At 66.2% G+C, this 17,906-nt stretch carries 18 protein-coding genes; 4 read left to right on the top strand and 14 right to left on the bottom strand.

Annotated features, from left to right (window positions below; all coding sequences use genetic code 11):
• Positions 1 to 109 precede the first annotated feature (109 nt).
• Complete coding sequence (paaZ, locus tag ACX80X_RS15115) at positions 110 to 2,212, bottom strand: phenylacetic acid degradation bifunctional protein PaaZ (RefSeq protein ID WP_252614057.1); 2,103 nt, start codon at positions 2,210 to 2,212, stop codon at positions 110 to 112.
• Between the two features lie 246 nt (positions 2,213 to 2,458).
• On the opposite strand from paaZ, the gene ACX80X_RS15120 reads away from it, so the two are divergent.
• Positions 2,459 to 2,809, top strand: coding sequence for a PaaI family thioesterase (locus ACX80X_RS15120; protein WP_252599947.1), 351 nt, complete (start codon positions 2,459 to 2,461; stop codon positions 2,807 to 2,809).
• Positions 2,810 to 2,871: 62 nt separating this feature from the next.
• Here ACX80X_RS15120 and ACX80X_RS15125 read toward each other — a convergent pair whose 3' ends face one another.
• From ACX80X_RS15125 to ACX80X_RS15135, 3 genes are read right to left on the bottom strand one after another with little or no spacing between them, the layout of a single operon-like run.
• The gene (locus ACX80X_RS15125) at positions 2,872 to 4,965 is read right to left on the bottom strand and encodes a S1 family peptidase (protein WP_459312512.1); all 2,094 of its coding nucleotides are present in this window, start codon (positions 4,963 to 4,965) and stop codon (positions 2,872 to 2,874) included.
• 10 nt (positions 4,966 to 4,975) lie between these two features.
• A complete protein-coding gene (locus ACX80X_RS15130; protein ID WP_252599912.1) occupies positions 4,976 to 5,212 on the bottom strand; it encodes a hypothetical protein in 237 nt (78 codons plus the stop codon).
• On the bottom strand, positions 5,209 to 5,904 hold the full coding sequence (locus tag ACX80X_RS15135) for a tyrosine-protein phosphatase (RefSeq protein WP_252599911.1): 696 nt from the start codon (positions 5,902 to 5,904) through the stop codon (positions 5,209 to 5,211). The genes ACX80X_RS15130 and ACX80X_RS15135 overlap by 4 nt, the downstream gene beginning before the upstream one ends.
• A 151-nt stretch (positions 5,905 to 6,055) precedes the next feature.
• Here ACX80X_RS15135 and ACX80X_RS15140 point away from each other — a divergent pair, with 151 nt between their 5' ends.
• On the top strand, positions 6,056 to 6,925 hold the full coding sequence (locus ACX80X_RS15140) for an SGNH/GDSL hydrolase family protein (protein WP_459312515.1): 870 nt from the start codon (positions 6,056 to 6,058) through the stop codon (positions 6,923 to 6,925).
• 25 nt (positions 6,926 to 6,950) lie between these two features.
• Here ACX80X_RS15140 and ACX80X_RS15145 read toward each other — a convergent pair whose 3' ends face one another.
• From ACX80X_RS15145 to ACX80X_RS15170, 6 genes are all read right to left on the bottom strand, one after another.
• A complete protein-coding gene (locus ACX80X_RS15145) occupies positions 6,951 to 7,454 on the bottom strand; it encodes a GNAT family N-acetyltransferase (protein WP_459312517.1) in 504 nt (167 codons plus the stop codon).
• Between the two features lie 9 nt (positions 7,455 to 7,463).
• Positions 7,464 to 8,324, bottom strand: a complete 861-nt coding sequence (locus tag ACX80X_RS15150; protein WP_252614062.1) for a 3-hydroxyacyl-CoA dehydrogenase family protein — start codon at positions 8,322 to 8,324, stop codon at positions 7,464 to 7,466.
• Complete coding sequence (locus tag ACX80X_RS15155; RefSeq protein WP_252614063.1) at positions 8,321 to 9,112, bottom strand: enoyl-CoA hydratase/isomerase family protein; 792 nt, start codon at positions 9,110 to 9,112, stop codon at positions 8,321 to 8,323. Before ACX80X_RS15155 ends, ACX80X_RS15150 begins: the two co-directional genes overlap by 4 nt.
• On the bottom strand, positions 9,112 to 10,323 hold the full coding sequence (locus ACX80X_RS15160) for a thiolase family protein (RefSeq protein WP_252614064.1): 1,212 nt from the start codon (positions 10,321 to 10,323) through the stop codon (positions 9,112 to 9,114). Before ACX80X_RS15160 ends, ACX80X_RS15155 begins: the two co-directional genes overlap by 1 nt.
• Positions 10,324 to 10,415: 92 nt before the next feature.
• Positions 10,416 to 11,078: a pentapeptide repeat-containing protein gene (locus tag ACX80X_RS15165; RefSeq protein WP_252610597.1), complete on the bottom strand. Its 663-nt coding sequence runs from the start codon at positions 11,076 to 11,078 to the stop codon at positions 10,416 to 10,418.
• Entirely contained in the window at positions 11,078 to 11,536 is a 459-nt protein-coding gene (locus tag ACX80X_RS15170; RefSeq protein ID WP_252610599.1) for an SRPBCC family protein, read from the bottom strand. Before ACX80X_RS15170 ends, ACX80X_RS15165 begins: the two co-directional genes overlap by 1 nt.
• A 134-nt stretch (positions 11,537 to 11,670) precedes the next feature.
• Between ACX80X_RS15170 and ACX80X_RS15175 the strand changes: the two genes are divergently transcribed.
• Positions 11,671 to 11,844 carry a CsbD family protein gene (locus ACX80X_RS15175; protein ID WP_104060426.1) on the top strand — a complete coding sequence of 58 codons (174 nt, stop codon included), beginning with the start codon at positions 11,671 to 11,673 and terminating at the stop codon, positions 11,842 to 11,844.
• Positions 11,845 to 12,059: 215 nt separating this feature from the next.
• Positions 12,060 to 12,818, top strand: coding sequence for a dienelactone hydrolase family protein (locus ACX80X_RS15180; RefSeq protein WP_104060427.1), 759 nt, complete (start codon positions 12,060 to 12,062; stop codon positions 12,816 to 12,818).
• Positions 12,819 to 12,995: 177 nt separating this feature from the next.
• On the opposite strand, the gene ACX80X_RS15185 is transcribed toward ACX80X_RS15180, so the two are convergent.
• From ACX80X_RS15185 to ACX80X_RS15200, 4 genes are all read right to left on the bottom strand, one after another.
• The gene (locus ACX80X_RS15185; RefSeq protein ID WP_252599904.1) at positions 12,996 to 14,456 is read right to left on the bottom strand and encodes an amino acid permease; all 1,461 of its coding nucleotides are present in this window, start codon (positions 14,454 to 14,456) and stop codon (positions 12,996 to 12,998) included.
• Between the two features lie 187 nt (positions 14,457 to 14,643).
• Positions 14,644 to 15,027 carry a Rieske (2Fe-2S) protein gene (locus ACX80X_RS15190; protein ID WP_252599903.1) on the bottom strand — a complete coding sequence of 128 codons (384 nt, stop codon included), beginning with the start codon at positions 15,025 to 15,027 and terminating at the stop codon, positions 14,644 to 14,646.
• Positions 15,024 to 17,540 carry a nitrite reductase large subunit NirB gene (nirB, locus tag ACX80X_RS15195; RefSeq protein WP_459312521.1) on the bottom strand — a complete coding sequence of 839 codons (2,517 nt, stop codon included), beginning with the start codon at positions 17,538 to 17,540 and terminating at the stop codon, positions 15,024 to 15,026. Before nirB ends, ACX80X_RS15190 begins: the two co-directional genes overlap by 4 nt.
• Positions 17,540 to 17,887 carry a molybdopterin oxidoreductase gene (locus ACX80X_RS15200; protein WP_459312523.1) on the bottom strand — a complete coding sequence of 116 codons (348 nt, stop codon included), beginning with the start codon at positions 17,885 to 17,887 and terminating at the stop codon, positions 17,540 to 17,542. Before ACX80X_RS15200 ends, nirB begins: the two co-directional genes overlap by 1 nt.
• Positions 17,888 to 17,906: the final 19 nt, after the last annotated feature.

The following is a 17,906-nucleotide window of genomic DNA, read 5'->3' on the forward strand; positions in this document are numbered from 1 at the left end:
TCATACCAACACCAACACCCGCCAGACCACGACGGGGTGCACCAGTGCGCACCGACCGCGGTCACGTCCCCTCCATTTTCGGACTAGTGAGAGAGCGTCCGGGGTGGGGCTACTTTTCGACGAGGGTGAGGACGTCGTAGGTGGCCACGATCTCGTCGTTCTGGTTGGTCAGGAGCGCGTCCCAGGCCACCTCGCCGTACTCGTCGGTTTCGCGCGGCGTGATCTTCTTGGCCGTCAGGGTGACCCGGATGGAATCCCCGGCAGCCACAGGCGTGATGAAGCGGAGGTTCTCCAGGCCGTAGTTGGCCAGGACCGGGCCCGGCGCCGGTTCCACGAACAGCCCGGCGGCCCAGCTCAGCAGCAGGTATCCGTGTGCCACGATGCCCGGGAAGAACGGGTTGGCTTCGGCCGCTTCCTGGTTGGTGTGGGCATAGAAGATGTCGCCGGTGGAGTTGGCGAACGCGGTGATGTCCGCCAGGGACACTTGACGCAGGTCGGACCGGACGGCGTCGCCGATCCGCAACGAAGCCAGCGACTTCCGAAACGGGTGCGTTCCCTCGGTCTCCACGGTAAAGTTCCGGTCCGCCCCGGTGTGCCAGAGGCCGGTGACGGCGGTGAGCATGTTGGGCGAGCCCTGGATGGCGGTGCGCTGCATGTGGTGCATTACCGAGCGGATGCCGCCCAGCTCCTCACCGCCGCCGGCGCGGCCTGGCCCGCCGTGGACCAGGTGCGGGACGGGCGAACCGTGGCCGGTGGAGCTGCGGGCGTCCTCGCGGTTGAGCATCAGCACACGGCCGTGGTGGGCGGCGATCCCGGTGACGAGTTCGCGGGCTACGGCAGGATCGTTGGTGCACACCGATGCCACGAGGGAGCCGCCGCCCCGGGCGGCGAGGCGGACGGCGTCGGGCAGGTCCTTGTATCCGATCACGGAGGCGACCGGGCCGAACGCCTCCAGGGAGTGGATCGCGTCAGTCTCGGCGTCAGCCCAGCTCAGCACCACAGGCGACATAAAGGCGCCAGCATCCACTACGCCCGTGGCGCCGCCGGCAGAGGTGACCGACGGCGAATCCAGCGTCCCGTACGCAAGCTCACCGCCGGCGTCGAGCATTGACTGCACCGCGGCGCGGACATCGGTGAGCTGCTCGAGCGACGCCAAAGCGCCCATCGTGACGCCATCGGCGCGGGGATCCCCCAGCACCACACGCTCATCCACACGCCTGCCGACAGCGGCGATCACCGCCGGCACCAGCTCCTGCGGGACGATGGCGCGGCGGATGGACGTGCACTTCTGGCCCGCCTTGACCGTCATTTCGGTGACCACTGACTTGATGAACGCGTCGAATTCCGGCGTGCCCTCCACCGCGTCCGGACCAAGGATGGCGGCGTTGAGGGAGTCCGTTTCGGACGTGAACCGGACGCCGCCCTGCACCACGTTGGGATGCGATTTCAGGGACAGCGCGGTGGACGCGGAGCCGGTGAAGGCCACCAGGTCGCGGTAGTCCAGCACGTCCAGAAGGCCGCGGACAGAGCCGGAAATCAGCTGCAGCGAGCCCTTCGGCAGGATGTTGGATTCGATGATCGCCTTCACCACGGCCGCGGCCACATACCCGGTGGGGGTGGCCGGCTTGACGATGGTGGGGACCCCGGCGATGAATGCGGGCGCGAGTTTCTCCAGCATGCCCCAGACCGGGAAGTTGAACGCGTTGATCTGCACGGCGACGCCGGGGATGCGCGTGTAGATGTGCTCGGCCACGAACGAGCCGTCCTTGGACAGCACCTCCATGGGACCGTCCACCACTACCTGCGAATTGGGCAGCTCGCGCCGGCCCTTGGAGCCGAACGTGAAGAGGACCCCGATGCCGCCATCGATGTCGATCATCGAGTCGATCTTGGTGGCACCGGTCTGGGCCGAAAAAGCATAAAAGTGCTCGCGCCGGGCGTTCAGGTACTGCGCCAGCTCCTTGAGCTTGAGCGCGCGCTGGTGGAAGGTCAGCTTGCCCAGTTCCGCCTGTCCCGTGGTGCGGCCGTAATCCACGACGGCGGCAAGGTCCAGGCCGTCGGTGCTCACCTTGGCCAGGACTTCTCCGGTGCTCGCGTCCCGCACGGGGACAGCGGAAGCTGCCGAACCGGCGTCGGGAGTCCACCAGGAATCCCGCACAAAACTGGGAACGGTCTGGACGGTGTCGACTGTGGTTTCTGCAGTGGTGGTCATCGTTGACGGGTCCTTCCAAGGCGGGGACAAAACGCGGCCAGGGCTTTACTGACCGTCCGTTCGGTAATATGTCTACAGTACATGACTGTGCCGTGCCGCACACTGGAAGTTCAGCCTCGCCAAAGGAGACCCATGAGCGCCCTATCCCCCGACGCCGCTGCGCCGGACACCACCCCGGGCGCCACGCCGGTCGCCACGCCAGTCGCCACGCCGTGGAAGATCGTCCTCGGCGAGCTCGACGAGAAGATGGGCGTGAAAATCCTGGAGCAATCGGTCGAGCGCGTGGTGGCGACCATGCCTGTGGAGGGCAACAGGCAGTCGTTCGGGTTGCTGCACGGCGGCGCGTCCCTGGCGGTGGGCGAGGCTGTGGGCTCCTGGGCGGCGGTCATCCACGCCAGCACGTTGGGGAAAACTGCCGTGGGGGTGGACGTCTCCGCGACGCACCACCGCTCCGCGCGCGAGGGCAAGATCACCATCACCGCCACGCCCATCTACCTCGGCGGCACCCTGACCACGCACGAGGTTCTCATCACCAACGACGCCGGCCAGCGCCTCTGCACGCTGCGCATCACCAACCTGCTGATGAAGAAGAAGTAGCCGTCCCACCCCATGTAGGTCGCGCTATCTGTCGTTTTGCGTGCCCAAAACGACAGATAGCGCTACCTAGTTGGGGTGGGGCGCTGCCGCTTCCGCCGCTTCGCCAGCACCAGGAGCACACCGCCGACGGCGAGCGCACCAGCCGCCAGGCCGGCGAACAGAATCAGCCCGGATGCGCCGGTGTTGGCCAGGCCAGCCGCCGCGCTGTCACCCAGCGGACGTACGACGGCGGCGCTGTCACGTTTTGGGGGCAGCGCACCGTTCGCGGCTGGCACCGCAGCCGGGGGCTGAGATTGCGGGGCTGGCTGGGAGGGCTGGCTGACCGGGGTGAAGTCGAAGGCCACGGCACCGGATGTGCTGAATCCGTTGACCGTTTCGGCCGTGAAACGCAGCGGGCCTGCCACCGCGGGGGCAGTAAAGGACCACGCACCGCCAGCGTCCACGGGAACCTCAATGGGCGCCTGGCCACTCACGGTGATCCGGACCTTCGAACCCGCCGCGACAGCGGACGCCGGAGCTGCGGCCACCGTGCCGGTAACGGTCTGGCCGGCGTCGAACGTTGCCCCCGACGCGGGCGACGTCACAGCCGGCTTGTTGAGGAAGAGTTCCAGCTGGTAGCCGGGGAGCACAGTCAATGAGTCCTGCAGCGTGGCGGCCACGGCGAAGTTTACCGGCGGCGCTTCGTTTGGTTTGGGTGCCTCTTCACCGGCCGAGTGGGTGCCCACGGCGTAGTTGCCGCTGACCCAGGGCCCGCCAGAATCGCCGCCGCTGGACTGGACATCGAAGGACAGGAAACCGTTGAAGGCCCGCAGGTCTGTCGGATCCGTCGCATAGTTGAGTCCGCCTGCCACGTAGATCCCCACCTCGTCGATGGTTCCGCAGGACCACGCTGAGGTTCGGCCGGAGCGACAGACCGGCATGCCGATTACCGGGGCGGCCGTCCCTATGATCTTGACGTCCCTGCCGGCCTGCGAGGGATCGTTCCATGTGCTGGCGGCGGGCAGTGGATCGAGGCCGGCGCGCAGTTGACCAATAACGGCGATGTCCGTGCCGACGTTGCCGGGGTCATCATCGTTGCCGGGGCGCAGGACTGTGGAGTTTCCGGGTCCGCCAAACTGGCTGAACCCGAAGGTCCCCAACAGGTCGCTACGGTTCCATTGCGGAAATTCCACGGTGGCCGTTGCCGCGGCGCCGTCATCCGTGCAATGTCCGGCAGTGAGGACGCCCGGCAGGCCTGCCGGGTCAAAAACTGAAAAGCCAGCGGAGCAGATTTCTCCGATGTCGGTGAAGTAGCCCTGGCCGCCGGAAAGGTCGGCCTGCGGCGCGAGCGGCGCCCCGGCGTCGAGCTGCACGTTGGCGTAGCGGGCCACAAACTCGGCGGGCGAGATCTTGCCGTCCGAGTTTGGGCTGGTGAGGCTCGAGCCGGCATTTCCGTCGTCGGCCGAATCAGGCACTGTGGCCTCGGACCCGTTGATTCCGCCGGTACGAACTACGAACCTGCTCCCGGTGTACGCCACGGCCTGCAACCCAGCCGCGCCCACATCGCGGAGGTACGCCTGGTACAGCTCCTGGGTGCTCCGGGCCAGTTCGGTGCCGGTCGCCGGAGAACCGGTCGACTGGGTGCCCGTTGCGGCCGGCGCGTCGGTTCTGTCAGCAGGCCCGTCCGACGGCGGCGCGGCGGGTGCGGTTTCAAGGTCGACGGCCGGGATAGTCGCGCTGAGCCGTGCCACCTCCGCTTCCAGCTCGGCCCCGCTACCGGCGACCAGAATGCTGCCGTTGTGGATCCGTGTTCCGAGGTAGCCGGAGATATCCTGCAGGGCCGCCGCAACGTCCGCAGCCTGCTTGCCCAGCTGGCCCGCAGCCGCGAACTCGTCTGCGGTGAGGCCAACATCGCGGAGGGCAGCTTCCCGAAGGCCGGCGTCGCCGGGGTGCGCGTCGCCGGGGCCGGCCTCGCCGGGCTGCGCGTCACCGCCTCCGGAACCTCCCGCCGTCGGGCGTTCCGCAGCGTCCGCCGACGCAACGGCAGGCGAAGCAACCGGCGGCGGCTCAACGGCCGGCTGCTCAACAGCCCAGGCCGGCACGGCCCCGAGCCCCACGGAAAGTGCCACTCCGGCAGCCGCTGCTACTGCAAATACGCGTTTCAAACTGTGTGCCATCGCTTTCGTTCTATTCATCTGTATCGCTCCGCCGTGCCATGTACGCGGCCAGGCACAAGACTGCCCCGCCCACCATGAGGAAGATCTGGCCCGGGAGCCACTCGCCGACGACGGTCCCGTCGCCGAGCCCGAAGTTCCCCGCCGTAGTCCCGAAATCTGAAGCGAGGACGGCCCAGAACGGCCCGGCCACAATCATCACAACTCCCGACACCGCGAGCGACGCCGCCACGTACTTCATGGAATTCATGGCGCCACCCTGCTACCGAGCAGGCTCTGGACGGCGCCCAGTTCGTCCTCGGACAGGCCGTTGCGCAGCAGGAAGGTGCGGGTGTCCAGCTCCCGGACAAACTCCACCACGGCCCGGCCGCGCCGCTCCAGCAGGCGTGTCAGTGCGGCGTCGTCGATGTAGCGTTCGCCAGCATGGGGCGGGCCGTGCGTCCGGAAGCGTTCGTTGATGCCTCGGGCGGCTTTGGCATAGCCGTCCGCAATGAGCTGGTCCGGGTCGCCGGCGAGGTCCTGCAGCATCGCCGCCACCATGCCGCTCCGGTCCCGTCCCGCCGCGCAGTGAATGACGACGGCACCAGCCTCGGCTGCCGCGACAGCGCGGAACACCGCCACGAACTTCTCCGGGTAGAGCCGGACGTTGTGCAGATAATGGGCGGGATCATTGAGGTACGGTCCGCCGACGGCAGTGAACCGCGGATCATCGGGTTCTTCAGTGGGTGCGGCGACGATCGTGACGCCGGACCAGGCTGCTGCGTCCACCGCAGGGTCGGTGTCCCGGCGCTGCGCTTCACGGGAGTTACGGAGATCAATCACCGTGCGAACGCCGTCGTCGTACGCCTGCCGCCAACCTGCCTCGGTGAGCCATTCGCGGCGCCCCATCCGGTAAACGCGGCCGGCAACGTGCCAGGCATTCACGGCTCCGTCCCAGCTCACGGCTCCCCCTGTCGTCTCCACCCGGACAGCTAACCACACAGCCGCCATCGCCCGCACGCGATGGGCAGGTACCGGACAGTGTAGCGGCGCAGAAAATCGAGTACTCCGGACCCGTGACGGGCTTGTGCGTGGGGCGTACGGTGGCTGTTACATGCCTGTCTCACTTGTCCAATTGATAGTCAAAAGGGGAAAATTCAATGGCACGTTCTGGAGTACGACGTCGGCGCTCGGCTTTTGCGGCAGGCCTCGCCACCATAGCTGGCTCTGGGGTTCGCGGGCCATCCCAGCCGAAGCTGCGCCGCAGGCGAAGACCGACTATGTGGCGTTGGGTGATTCGTACGCCGCTGGGCAGGGCGCGGCTCCTTACACGGACCAGACCTGCTTTGTGAGCCGTAGGGGATACCCGGTCATTGCGGACAACCTCCGGGGACTGGAGCTAACGGCGAATGCAGCTTGCTCGGGGTACACGATTGGAGTAGTTGCCGGCAACCTCCCGGCCAGCCTCGCCGGCGCCGAGATCATCACGATCACCGTCGGCGGTAATGACCTCGACACTACGGGTTTGTTGGCCACCTGCTTCGCAGCTCCGGATGCATGTCTGGGGGCCGCTGCAGTTCGTGCTGCAATGCTTCAGGACGCACGCGACAATCCCAGCACAAGCGCACTCGTGCAAGGCTTGGCTGGCCTTAGCCTAGCGGTCGACGCGCAGGCACCTGGCGCACGAATCGTGTTTACCGGCTATCCGATGCTCTTTGATCCGACCTTTCCGGATCCCCGGGCAGGCGTGGTCAATCAACTGACTGCTGGGCTGAACGATGTTATCCGCTTGACCGCACTTGGAACTGGTGCTGAGTTCGTCGATGTCGCACCGGCCTTCGCAGGCCACGGCATTGGCTCAGCCGAGCCCTGGATCAACTTCAATGCCGCCACCATTCAGGATCCCGCCAATTTCCACCCCAACGGAGAGGGCTATCGGCACGGCTACTTTGCGTCACTGGTCGGCAAGCTGACCGGGCAGTAACCACGCCCCGCTCGCCAAGCACCCGTCACGCGTGCTTGGCGAGTCGGTGCTCCAGACCGTTCCGGACCATGGCCCACTCGTGCTCCAGGATTGAAAACACCACGGTGTCGCGGAGGACGCCGTCGCTGGTCCGCCGGTGGCTGCGCAGCACGCCGTCCTGCTTCACACCCAGCCTGGCGATCGCCTCCCTGGACTGGTGGTTCAGCCAGTGCGTACAAAACGCCACGGCCACACGGGGCGTGCCGGCGTCGATATTGCAGTAAGTGGTCATGCCGATGATCCGGCCAGGGCCGCCGGTGGCAGGATCGATCAGCCGCGTGGTGAACGGCAGCATGGACCCCTGCTCCTGCATCGCCAGCCTGCGGTCGATCTCCGCAGCCATCCCGTCCGGCGCCGGGACAGACGTGTACCAGAGCTTCCACAGCTCGCCATCCTGTGCGGCCGCCACCAGATCATCATGGTGATCGTGCTTCAGCGGCTCAAGAATCACGTGCCGGCCGGTCAGGGTGAGGGGTTCAAAGAGGGTCACCCGGAAATCCTACTCAGCCCAGTCGAAGAATCCCTTGCCGGTCTTCCGTCCAAGCTCTCCGCGGGCCACCTTATCCTTGAGGATCTGCGGCGGCGCGAACCGCTCCCCCAGCGTGGAATGCAGGTACTCGGCGATGCCCAGCCGCACGTCCAGGCCCACAATGTCCGTGGTTCTCAGCGGGCCGGTGGGGTGCTTGTAGCCGAGGACCATGGCGGCGTCGATGTCGGCCGGGGACGCCACCCCCTCCTCCACCATGCGCATCGCCTCCAGCGCGATGGCCACACCCAGCCGTGACGAGGCAAAGCCCGGTGCGTCATTGACGACGACGGCGGTCTTGCCGAGTGCCTCGACCCACCGTTTCGCCGCCTCAGCGAGGTCCGGGGACGTCTGCTCGCCGAGCACCACTTCGATGAGGGTGGAGGCGGGGACGGGGTTGAAGAAGTGCAGGCCGAGGAAGTTCTGCGGCCGCTTGAGTTCGCGGGCCAGGCCGTTGACGGACAGGGACGACGTGTTGGAGGCCAGGTAGGCGTCATCGGCCAGTCGCTCCTCGATGCCGCGGAGCGAGGTGACCTTCAGGTCCCAGTCTTCGGGAACGGCTTCGACCACCAGCTGGCGGTCCTTGAAGTCGTCATAATCGACCGTGACGGCGAGCCGGGACACCATCTCATCCAGGTTGGCGTCAGTGGCGCCGCGTTCGATGCTCTTGGCAGCAGCAGTTTCCACCCTCTCCCGGGCGGCTTCGGCGGACGCTTCATCGCGCTCCACCACCAAAACGTTGGCCCCGCTGATCAGGAAGGCGTGGGCGACCCCCGCGCCCATGCGGCCCCCGCCGAGGACGCCGACGGTCGCGGGAAGGTTCGGGTTCGTCATGGTTTCTTCTTCTCTGATTTCTTGTCGAGGAAAGCCTGCATGCGGTCAAACTTGGCCTGGGATTCAAACAGGATCCCCTGCGCCAGCTGATCAATCAGCGGGTGGGCTTCCGCCGGGGCGTGGAAAACCGACTTTGTAATCCGCACGGCCAGCGGGTCCTGGCGGCCGATCCGGTCCGCCAGGTTGTGCGCGGCATCCATCAGCTCCGGCGCCTCGTGGATTTCGGTGATGAGGCTGGCCGCCAGGGCCTCCTCGGCGCGGAGGACCAGGCCCGCGAGCAGGATCTGCTTGGCCAACGGCTCCCCCACTAGCTCCTTGAGGCGCCAGCTGGCCCCGGCCGCAGCGAGGATCCCCAGCCCTGTTTCCGGGTTGCCGATCCGCACACTGGGCGTTCCGATCCGGAAGTCGGCCGCGTAGGCGAGCTCGGCGCCGCCGCCCAGGCAGTAGCCGTCCAGCGCGGCAATGACCGGCAGGGGCAGCTTCGCGATCCGCACGAAAATCGTGGAGTTAATGCCCTGCAGGGCATCATCGCGGCGCCGCTCGCGCAGCTGGGCGATGTCCGCACCCGAGGCAAAGACGCCGTCGACCCCTGAGATGATCAGGACTTTGGGATTCTGCTCAAGCGCAGCGCAGACCACGTGCAGTTCGTCCACCATCTGCTGGTCGATGGCATTCCGGACTTCCGGGCGGTTGAGGAGGACCACCACGCGGTCCTCGCGCTCCTCGATCAGGAGCGTGCGGAATTCAACGGTGCTTAAGTGTCCGTTCGCGCTTTCCGGGGCGGGCATCAGACACGCTCCAGCAGCATCGCGGTGCCCTGGCCCACGCCGACGCACATCGTAGCCAGGCCGATTTTGGCGTCCTCGCGTTCCATCCGGCCCAGCAGGGTGATGGCAATCCGTGATCCGCTGGAACCGAGCGGATGCCCCAGACTTATGGCGCCGCCGTCGTTATTCACCGTGTCCGGGTCCAGCCCGAGCCGGCGCATGCTCGCGAGCGACTGCGTGGCGAACGCTTCGTTAAGCTCGACGGCGCCCAGGTCACCCACGCTGAGCCCGCTCCGTGCGAGCACTTTCTGCGTCGCCGGGACCGGGCCGATGCCCATGATTTCGGGTTCGCAGCCGGCGGAGGCGCCGTCGACGATCCGGGCCCGCGGCGTCAGGCCCAGCCGTGCGATGGCGGCCTCGGACGCAACGATGATGGCCGAAGCGCCGTCGTTCAGCGTGGACGAGTTCCCGGCCGTGACCACGGAACCGCCCCGAACCACGGGGCGCAGCCCGGCGAGGACTTCCAGGGTGGTGCCGGCACGCGGTCCTTCATCGGTGTCCACCACGGTTTCGGCCTTGCGGGATTGGACCGTCACCGCGACGATCTCGTCCCTGAAGCGCCCTGCGGCAATAGCGGCGAGGGAACGCTCGTGGGAGCGGACCGCGAAGGCATCGGCGTCCTCGCGGGTGATGCCGTCCACGCGGGCCACTTCTTCCGCGGTTTCCGGCATGGAGTAGGTCATCTTGCCGTCGCGGGCGAGCCCGCCCTTCTGGAAGAGGGGGTTGACGAAGCGCCAGCCGATGGACGTATCGAAGATTTGTCCCGGTTTGGCGAACGCCGTTGCGGGTTTTTCCTGGGCCCACGGTGCCCGGCTCATGGACTCTACGCCGCCGGCGATCACCACGTCCGCGGCGCCGGACTTAATCATGTGGCTGGCCTGGATGATGGCGCTCAGCCCCGAGGCGCACAGCCGGTTGACCGTGATGCCGGGAATGTGGAGGGGAAGCCCGGCCAGCAGGACTGCCATCCGGGCCACGTTGCGGTTCTCCTCGCCAGCGCCGTTTGCGTTGCCCAGGATGACTTCCTCGACACTGTCCGGATCCAGCCCGGCACGGGTCACGGCCTCGCGGACCACCAGTGCAGCCAGATCATCCGGGCGGACCGCCGATAACGCACCGCCATACCTGCCCACGGGAGTGCGGACGCCGCCAACAAGAAAAGCCTCGACCATAAGAACAAATCCTTTACGCCAGGGAGCCGGAATCTTCGGGGCCGTCCAGTGACCGCCCTATTTACCGACCGTTCGTTCTATAAAGACTACACTCACAGGACAAGGACGCCGAGGTGCCCAGCCAGGAGTGGCGCCAGCAGGCTCAGCTGATAGTCGTCGATCACGACGCCGGCCAGGCTGCCGAGGCCGCTGATGGTCCGGAAATCCGTGCCGCGAAGATCAAAGTCCTTCAGCCGCGAGCCTGTGAGATCCAGGGTGCCGATGGTGCAGTTCTTGAGCGCCACGCGCGTCCCGGAGGCGGAACCGAGGTCCAGTTCGTTGATGATGCAGTCGCTGATGACAACGTCCGTCAGCTTGGACCCGCGCAGATTCAGGAAGTCCAGCTTGCCGCCGTCGATCCGGACCGACTGCCAGCCGGTCTCGTACAGCTCAGCGGAGCCCAGCCGGGGATTGTTCAGCTGCACGTCCCGCCACGTGGAGCGGGCGGCCCGGAACACCGGCGCGTACAGCTCGGACAGGATGCAGTCCCGGAACGTGGCCCCGCGGAGCTGGGTGTCATTGAAGGAGACGCCCTGGAACTCACACTCGGCAAAATCCGTGCCGCTCAGCTCCAGACCGTCGGCGACCGCCCGGCTGTACCGGACGCCGTCGTACCTTTCACCACGCTGGAAGTCCGGGGCCGGATCATCCGTGACATCCTCCAGGCTGACGGGCGAGAGCCGGGGAGCCGTTACCTTGGGGGGCTTTGCCGCCACTAGAGCGATTCCGCTTTGGCGGCGATTTCCGCCAGGTCCTTCGTGAGCGCCTTGCGTGTCATGCTCATGCCCAGCTTGCCGAAGAGAGTCATGCTGACCTTGCTGAGCAGGGTGGGCTTGACGACGTCGGCGCCGAAGGTCAGCGTCAGGTCCGTCCCGCCGTCGCGCTCGGCCAGGCTGAAGCGCGAGGTGTAGTCGGCACCGCCCTGGAGGGCCTTGACCGTGTTGCTGCGAGGAGGATCGGCCTGCGCCACCCACATCTCCACCGTTTCCGAGCGGCCCATCATGGTTCGCGTTTCCTTCCAGCGCGTCCCCTCGCCATAGGGCCCGTCGCTGAGCATCTGCACGGCGTCGATGCCGGACAGGGTGGAGGCGGAACCCGGGATGTCCGAGATGACCGCCCAGACCTTTTCCGGCGTGGCATGAATGTGCTGGGTCAGGCTTGTGCTGTGTTCCATGCATCGAGCCTAGTCGGGGGCGCTGACATTCGACAGGCCGCTGATATCGGAGGCCCCTTGAAATGGTAAGCATGCTTTGTGTTATTCTGAAACGGCATTGTTTGATCCCCTGAAAACGAAAGGCGGCCAGACTCATGGGCCTCGGAGACAAGATCAGTAACGAAGCAGAGCACCTGGGCGGCAAGGCCAAGGAAGCGACCGGCAACGCCACGGACAACGACAAACTCAAAGCCGAAGGCCAGGCGGACCAGGTCAAGGCTGACGCCAAGAAGGTCGGCGAAAACGTCAAGGACACCTTCAAGAACTAGTCCTCCCATATTCGAGCGGCGGCGGATTCCCATGGGGGATCCGCCGCCGTTCTCGTGTCCGCCGACCGCCATCCGTTGCTCCCCACCGACCCCCTCGCCTCGCAAGCTCGGCCAGGGAACCCTGCCGGCGTGGGCCCAGGCGCCCTTTTGACGCCCCAAAGGGCCCGTACGGAGCAGTCGATGGAGGGCTTGACGGCGGCGGCTACCCTTGGCCCATGACTTATGTGGACCTGAGTGCCCAGAGTGCCGCTGCCGGCGGTTCGCCTTCGCTCGGCGGATATCTCGCCACGCCATCCGGACCAGGTCCGTTTCCCGCGGTCCTGATGATCCACGAAGCCTTCGGCCTGAACGAACTCGTTCGCGGGCATGCAGACCGGATGGCCCGAGCCGGGTACCTGACGCTGGCGGTGGACCTGTTCAGCGACGGCGGCCCGCGCCGCTGCCTGGTCAGCACCATGCGGAGCATGCTCAGGGGAAGCGGCCGCGCGTTCACCGACCTCGCCACCGCCCGCTCCTGGCTGGCCACTTCGCCGCTGTCCACCGGCAAGACCGGGGTGATCGGGTTCTGCATGGGCGGAGGATTCGCGCTGCTGGTGGCCCGCGACGGCTTCGACGCGGCCTCGGTCAACTACGGCCGCCTGCCCGGCAATCTCGAGGAAAGCCTCCGCGGCGCCTGCCCCATCGTGGCCAACTTCGGCGGCCGGGACCTCACCCTTAAGGGCGCGGCCGGCAAGCTTGAGACCGCCCTGGACAACCTCGGCATCGAAAACAGCGTCAAGGAATTTCCCACTGCAGGCCACGCGTTCCTCAACGAAATCGACCTGGGCCCGGCGGTTTTCCGGCCGCTGATGCGGGTCATGGGCATCGGCCCTGACCCGGAGTCCTCCCCCGAAGCCTGGCAGCGGATCGAAGATCACTTCGCCCGGCACCTCAAGAGCGTGGACGCCAACCGACCCCCATCGGTTGCTCCGTAGGCGCCCTTTTGAGCGCTCAAAAGGGCGGTTACGGAGCAACCGATGGGGGTTTCGACAGGCTCCACCAACGACGACGGCGGGCCGCCCCCGAAAGGGTGACCCGCCGACGTCGGACTTCTTAGCGTCCGACTTCTTAGCGTCCGTCCGCAGAGCGTCCGGCTGCTGAGGCGAAAAGACCTAGCAGAAGAGCTCGCTCTTGGGCTCGTTGTGCTTGACCTTCTGCCAGCCCAGCCACAGGACCAGGGCGAAGAACGGGATGGTGGCCAGTGTCCAGAGACCGAGGTGGAATACCTCGCCGGTCTTGCTGGTCATGGTGTCGAAGCCGATGAGCACGGCGATGGCCAGCAGCGCAATGAGTCCGGCCCAGCTGCTCCAGGTTCCGCCGGGCGCGGGCAGGGAGGAGACCTTGCCCTTCTTGTGGCGCAGCGCGATCTGGCTGGCGAAGATGGCGCCCCAGGTGAAGATCACGCCGATCGATGCGGAGTTGAGCGCGAGGTCGAAGGCGTGTGAGCCGCCCAGCCAGATGTTCAGCAGGATGCCAACGAGGTAGACGGCGCCGATGGCCAGGATGGCGGCGTACGGCACGTGGCTCTTGGACATCTTGATCAGCCACTCCGGGGCGTGCCCGTTGTTGGCCATGGTCCGGAAGATCCGGCCGATCGAGTACAGGCCCGAGTTGCAGGAGGACAGAGCGGCGGTGATGACGATCATGTTCATAACATCGCCCATCCAGCCAAGGCCCATCTGGCCGAACACGGTGACGAACGGCGAGGTGCCGGCCACGTACTGGTCCGAGGGAAGCAGCATCGCCAGGAGCGTCACGGAACCGACGTAGAACACCACGATGCGGAAGACGACGGCGCGGATCGCTTTGGGAACTTCCTTGGCGGGGTCCTTCATTTCGCCGGCCGTGATGCCGACGAGTTCAATGCCGTTGTAGGCGAAAATCACGGCGTTCAGGACCAGGATCATCACCAGCGCACCCTTAGGGAACATTCCGCCTTCGGCTGCGAAGAGGTTGTTCACGCTGGCGTTGCCGTCGCCCACCTGGGCGTTGGTGACCACCATGAAAGTGCCCACGGCCAGGAAGATCACGATGGCGCCGACCTTGAGGCAGGATGCCCAGAATTCAAATTCACCGAACGCCTTGACGCTCATGAGGTTGACGCCCACGAGCAGCAGCAGTGCTGCGATGGCGCTGAGTTCGACCGGCACGTTGGGGAAGAAGAACTGGAAGTACAGTCCGATCGCGATGAGTTCGGCGATGCCGGTCATGGCCCAGTTGATGAAGTACATCCAGCCGGACAGGTACGCGCCCTTCTTGCCGAACATCTCACCGGCGTAGCTGACGAAGGAACCCGACGTCTGGCGGTACATGATCAGCTCGCCCAGGGCCCGCATCAGCAGGTAGGCGATGACGCCGGCAATGGCGTAGGAGAAAATGAGCGCAGGGCCAGTGGAGGCCAGGCGTCCGCCTGCACCCATAAAGAGGCCGACGCCGATGGCGCCGCCCATGGCAATCATGGTGACCTGGCGTCCGCTCAGGGATTTTTTGTAGCCCTCGGCGCTGAGGGTGGAGTCGACGACGGCGGATTGCGCCGTCGGGCTCACGAGTTCTGTGGGGGTACTTTGAGGCACAACAATTCCTTGTGGGTAGGTGATTGGCCGGCACCCTTGGCAGGGACTTCTCCATCCCGAAAATTCGGTTTCTTGATGTTTCAAGGAATTTTCTGTATGGAAAGTCACAGTACGTCGAAGTTCGCGCGGCCTGTCTATCCTACAAGACTCAAACCGCAGCAAGTGACGCGGGCTACACCGAGCCCGGTTAAGCCAAACTATTGCCACGAATATGGGGATACTTCAGAACAATGTTCCGTTCGGCATCCTCCTGAACGCTGTACGTGCGCAAAGGTTCGGCGCCGGTGCTTGAGCAGCCCGTTTCCAGGCTGAACGCGTGCTGGTGCAGCGGGCACATCACCACCTCCCGGTCGATGGTGCCGTCCGCAATGGGGCCGCCGCGGTGCGGGCAGACCGCGGACAGGGCGCGCAGGGTCCCGTCCCGCAGCCGGAAGACCGCCACTTGCTCGCCGTCCACCCCGAAGGCCCTCCCCTCACCGAACGGGATCTGGTCCACCGGGCCCAGGATGTGGCCGGTGGTGATGACGGGCTCGGTGCTGGGCTGGTTAGCGTCTGTCTGGTCGGCGCTCATCGGACCGGCACCTGGGGCAGGACCGTGAGCGGCAGGGACGTGCGGAACTGGCCCGGCGTGAGTGGATCGTCGCGTTCACTCCACGGGTCCACGTAGCTGTCCACGGATGCCTGCATGGCCGCGTCCAGCGTGGCCGCGATGCCTTCGGAATCGTCCACGATCACTGCGCGGAGGTGTTCGATGCCCAGCCGCGGCACAAAGGAGTAGGTCCTTTCCAGCCAGTTGGCGTTCTCACGGTAGTACTGCATAAAGCGGCCGGTCAGGACCTTCACCTCCTCGGGGTCGTCCACGGTGGCCAGCAGGTCGCCCTTGCGGATGTGGGCGCCCGCCGCTCCCCCGACGTAGAGTTCCCACCGTCCGCCCTCCACAGCCACCACACCCACGTCCTTGACCAGCGATTCGGCGCAGTTCCGTGGGCAGCCGGACACAGCCAGCTTCAGCTTGGCCGGCGACTCGATGCCCTGGAACCGGGACTCGATCTCGATGCCCAGCTTCGTGGAATCGCCGGTGCCGTACCGGCAGAAGTCCTTGCCCACGCAGGTCTTCACGGTGCGGAAGCTCTTGCCGTAGGCGTACCCGGAGGGCATGTCCAGGTCGGCCCAGACCTGCGGGAGGTCCTCCTTGGGGATCCCCAAGAGGTCGATCCGCTGCCCGCCGGTCAGTTTGATCAGCGGAACGTTGTGCTTCTCGGCGACGTCGGCGATGCGGCGCAGCTGCTGCACGGACGTCACGCCGCCCTTCATCTGCGGGACCACGGAGAACGTGCCGTCGCGCTGGATGTTGGCGTGCACGCGGTCGTTGATGAAGCGGGCGTCGCGTTCGTCGATGTACTGGTCCGCGAGCATCATTTTCAGCAGTGACGCGAGGCCCATCTTGGACTTCGCATCCTCGGCGCTCCCCGGAGCCAGTGCCGTGAACACCTGGGACACGGAGCGCAGGCCCTTTTTCCGGATGGCGGCCATCAGGGCCGGCTTGTCCAGCGGGATCCCGGGCACGTAGTAGCTGGCGGCCGGGTCCTCCTCCACCGCGCCGTCCGCCGCCCACTCCACCACCTGCTTCACCAGGAGTTTGCAGGAACCGCAGCCCTTGCCGGCGCGGGTGGCGTCCATGGCACCGGACACTGTGGTGCAGCCGCCCTTCACGGCGGCCACGAGTGCCCCCTTCGAAACGCCGTTGCAGTTGCAGACCTGGGCGCCGTCGTCGAGCTCGGCCACACCCACCGCCTCACCCGGCCCGCCGACGTCGAACAGCAGCGCGATCCGCTCTTCGGGCAACGGCAGCCCGCGGTCGTAGGCCTGCGTCAGGTAGGCCACCTTCCGGCTGTCGCCCAGGAGCGTGGCACCCACCATCTTGTTGTCGCGGACCACGATGGACTTGAAAATGCCGCGGCTGGGCTCCGAGAAGACGATGTGCTCGTCGGTGTCGAACTCGGGACCGTGCAGTCCCATGGATGCGACGTCGACGCCGGCAACCTTCAGCTTGGTGGCGGTCCGCGAGCCCAGGTAGGCCGAGGATGTGTCGACGCCGGTCACGTGGTTGGCAAGCACCACGGCCTGTTCCCACAGCGGCGCCACCAGCCCGTAGACCTCGCCGCGGTGCTGGACGCACTCCCCCACGGCGTAGATGTCATCTTCGTCCTGGACCCGCAGCCGGTCATCCACCACAATGGCCCGCTCCACCGGCAGCCCGCTCAGCACAGCCACGTCCACGTTCGGCCGGATGCCCGCGGCCATTACCACCATGTCGCAGGCGATGTCCTCCCGGTCCCGGAGGCTGACGCCGCTGACCGTGTCCCTTCCGAGGACGGCAGTGGTGCGGCTGGACGTGTGCACCCGGATGCCTAGGGCCTCCACGCTCCTGCGCAGCACCGCGCCGCCGTCGGGCCCCATCTGCGCATTCATGAGGTGCCCGCCGGAGTGCACCACCTCCACGTCGATCCCGTGGCTTTTCAGGCCGTAGGCCGCCTCGAGGCCCAGCAGGCCGCCGCCGATCACCACCGCCCGCCGGTGATGCTCCTGCTGCGCATGCTGGACCATCTTGCGGGTGTCATCGATGGTGCGGAACCCGAACACACCGTGCTTCACGGACCCGCCCGGAGTGTACAGCCCGTCCATCGGCGGCATGTGAGAGCGGCTCCCGGTGGCGATGATGAGGGTGTCGTACGGTGTCACGCGGCCGTCATTGGAAAAGACGTGCTTCGTGAACTTGTCGATTCGGTCAACACGGACCCCAGCGTGCAGCGTGATGCTGTTCTCGCGGTACCAGGGCAGGGCGTTCAGGAAGATGTCGGCGTCACTTTCCTCGCCGGAGAGGACGTGGCTGAGCATGATCCGGTTGTAGTTGCCGTACGGCTCGTCGCCGAACATGGTGATGGTGAACTGCTCGGCGCCGCCGCGGGCCAGGATCTCCTCCACGGCCCGGGCGCCCGCCATCCCGTTGCCCACCACCAGCAGCCGACGGCGGGGCGCGGCGCCTGCGTGCCTGCCCTGCGGCCGGTCCAGCACGCTGGTCATCAGTGCTCAACCATGCCCAGGTCAACAACCACGGATCCCCCAACACCATCCGGGGCGGCGAGATAGAGCTCCACCACCGAGCCGCCGTCGATGTCCTCCACGACGCGCAGCGGCACATGGACATCGCTCTTGGCGCCGATGGGGAAATAGCGCATGGGCACGCCGTTCCGCATCAGCACCACGGTGATGAGTTCACTGCTGGAATTGCCGCCCCGGAAGTAGAGCGTCTGGTTGATGACGCCGTCCGGGACGTAGTGCGAGAGTACGCGGTGGATGGGGACGGGTTTCTCCAGCCCGGTGCCCACAAACGGGAAGATGCCCTGCAGGAAAAGGTTCTTGGTGATCACGGACAGATCCTTTCGGCCG

The organism is Pseudarthrobacter sp. MDT3-1 (assembly GCF_054510755.1).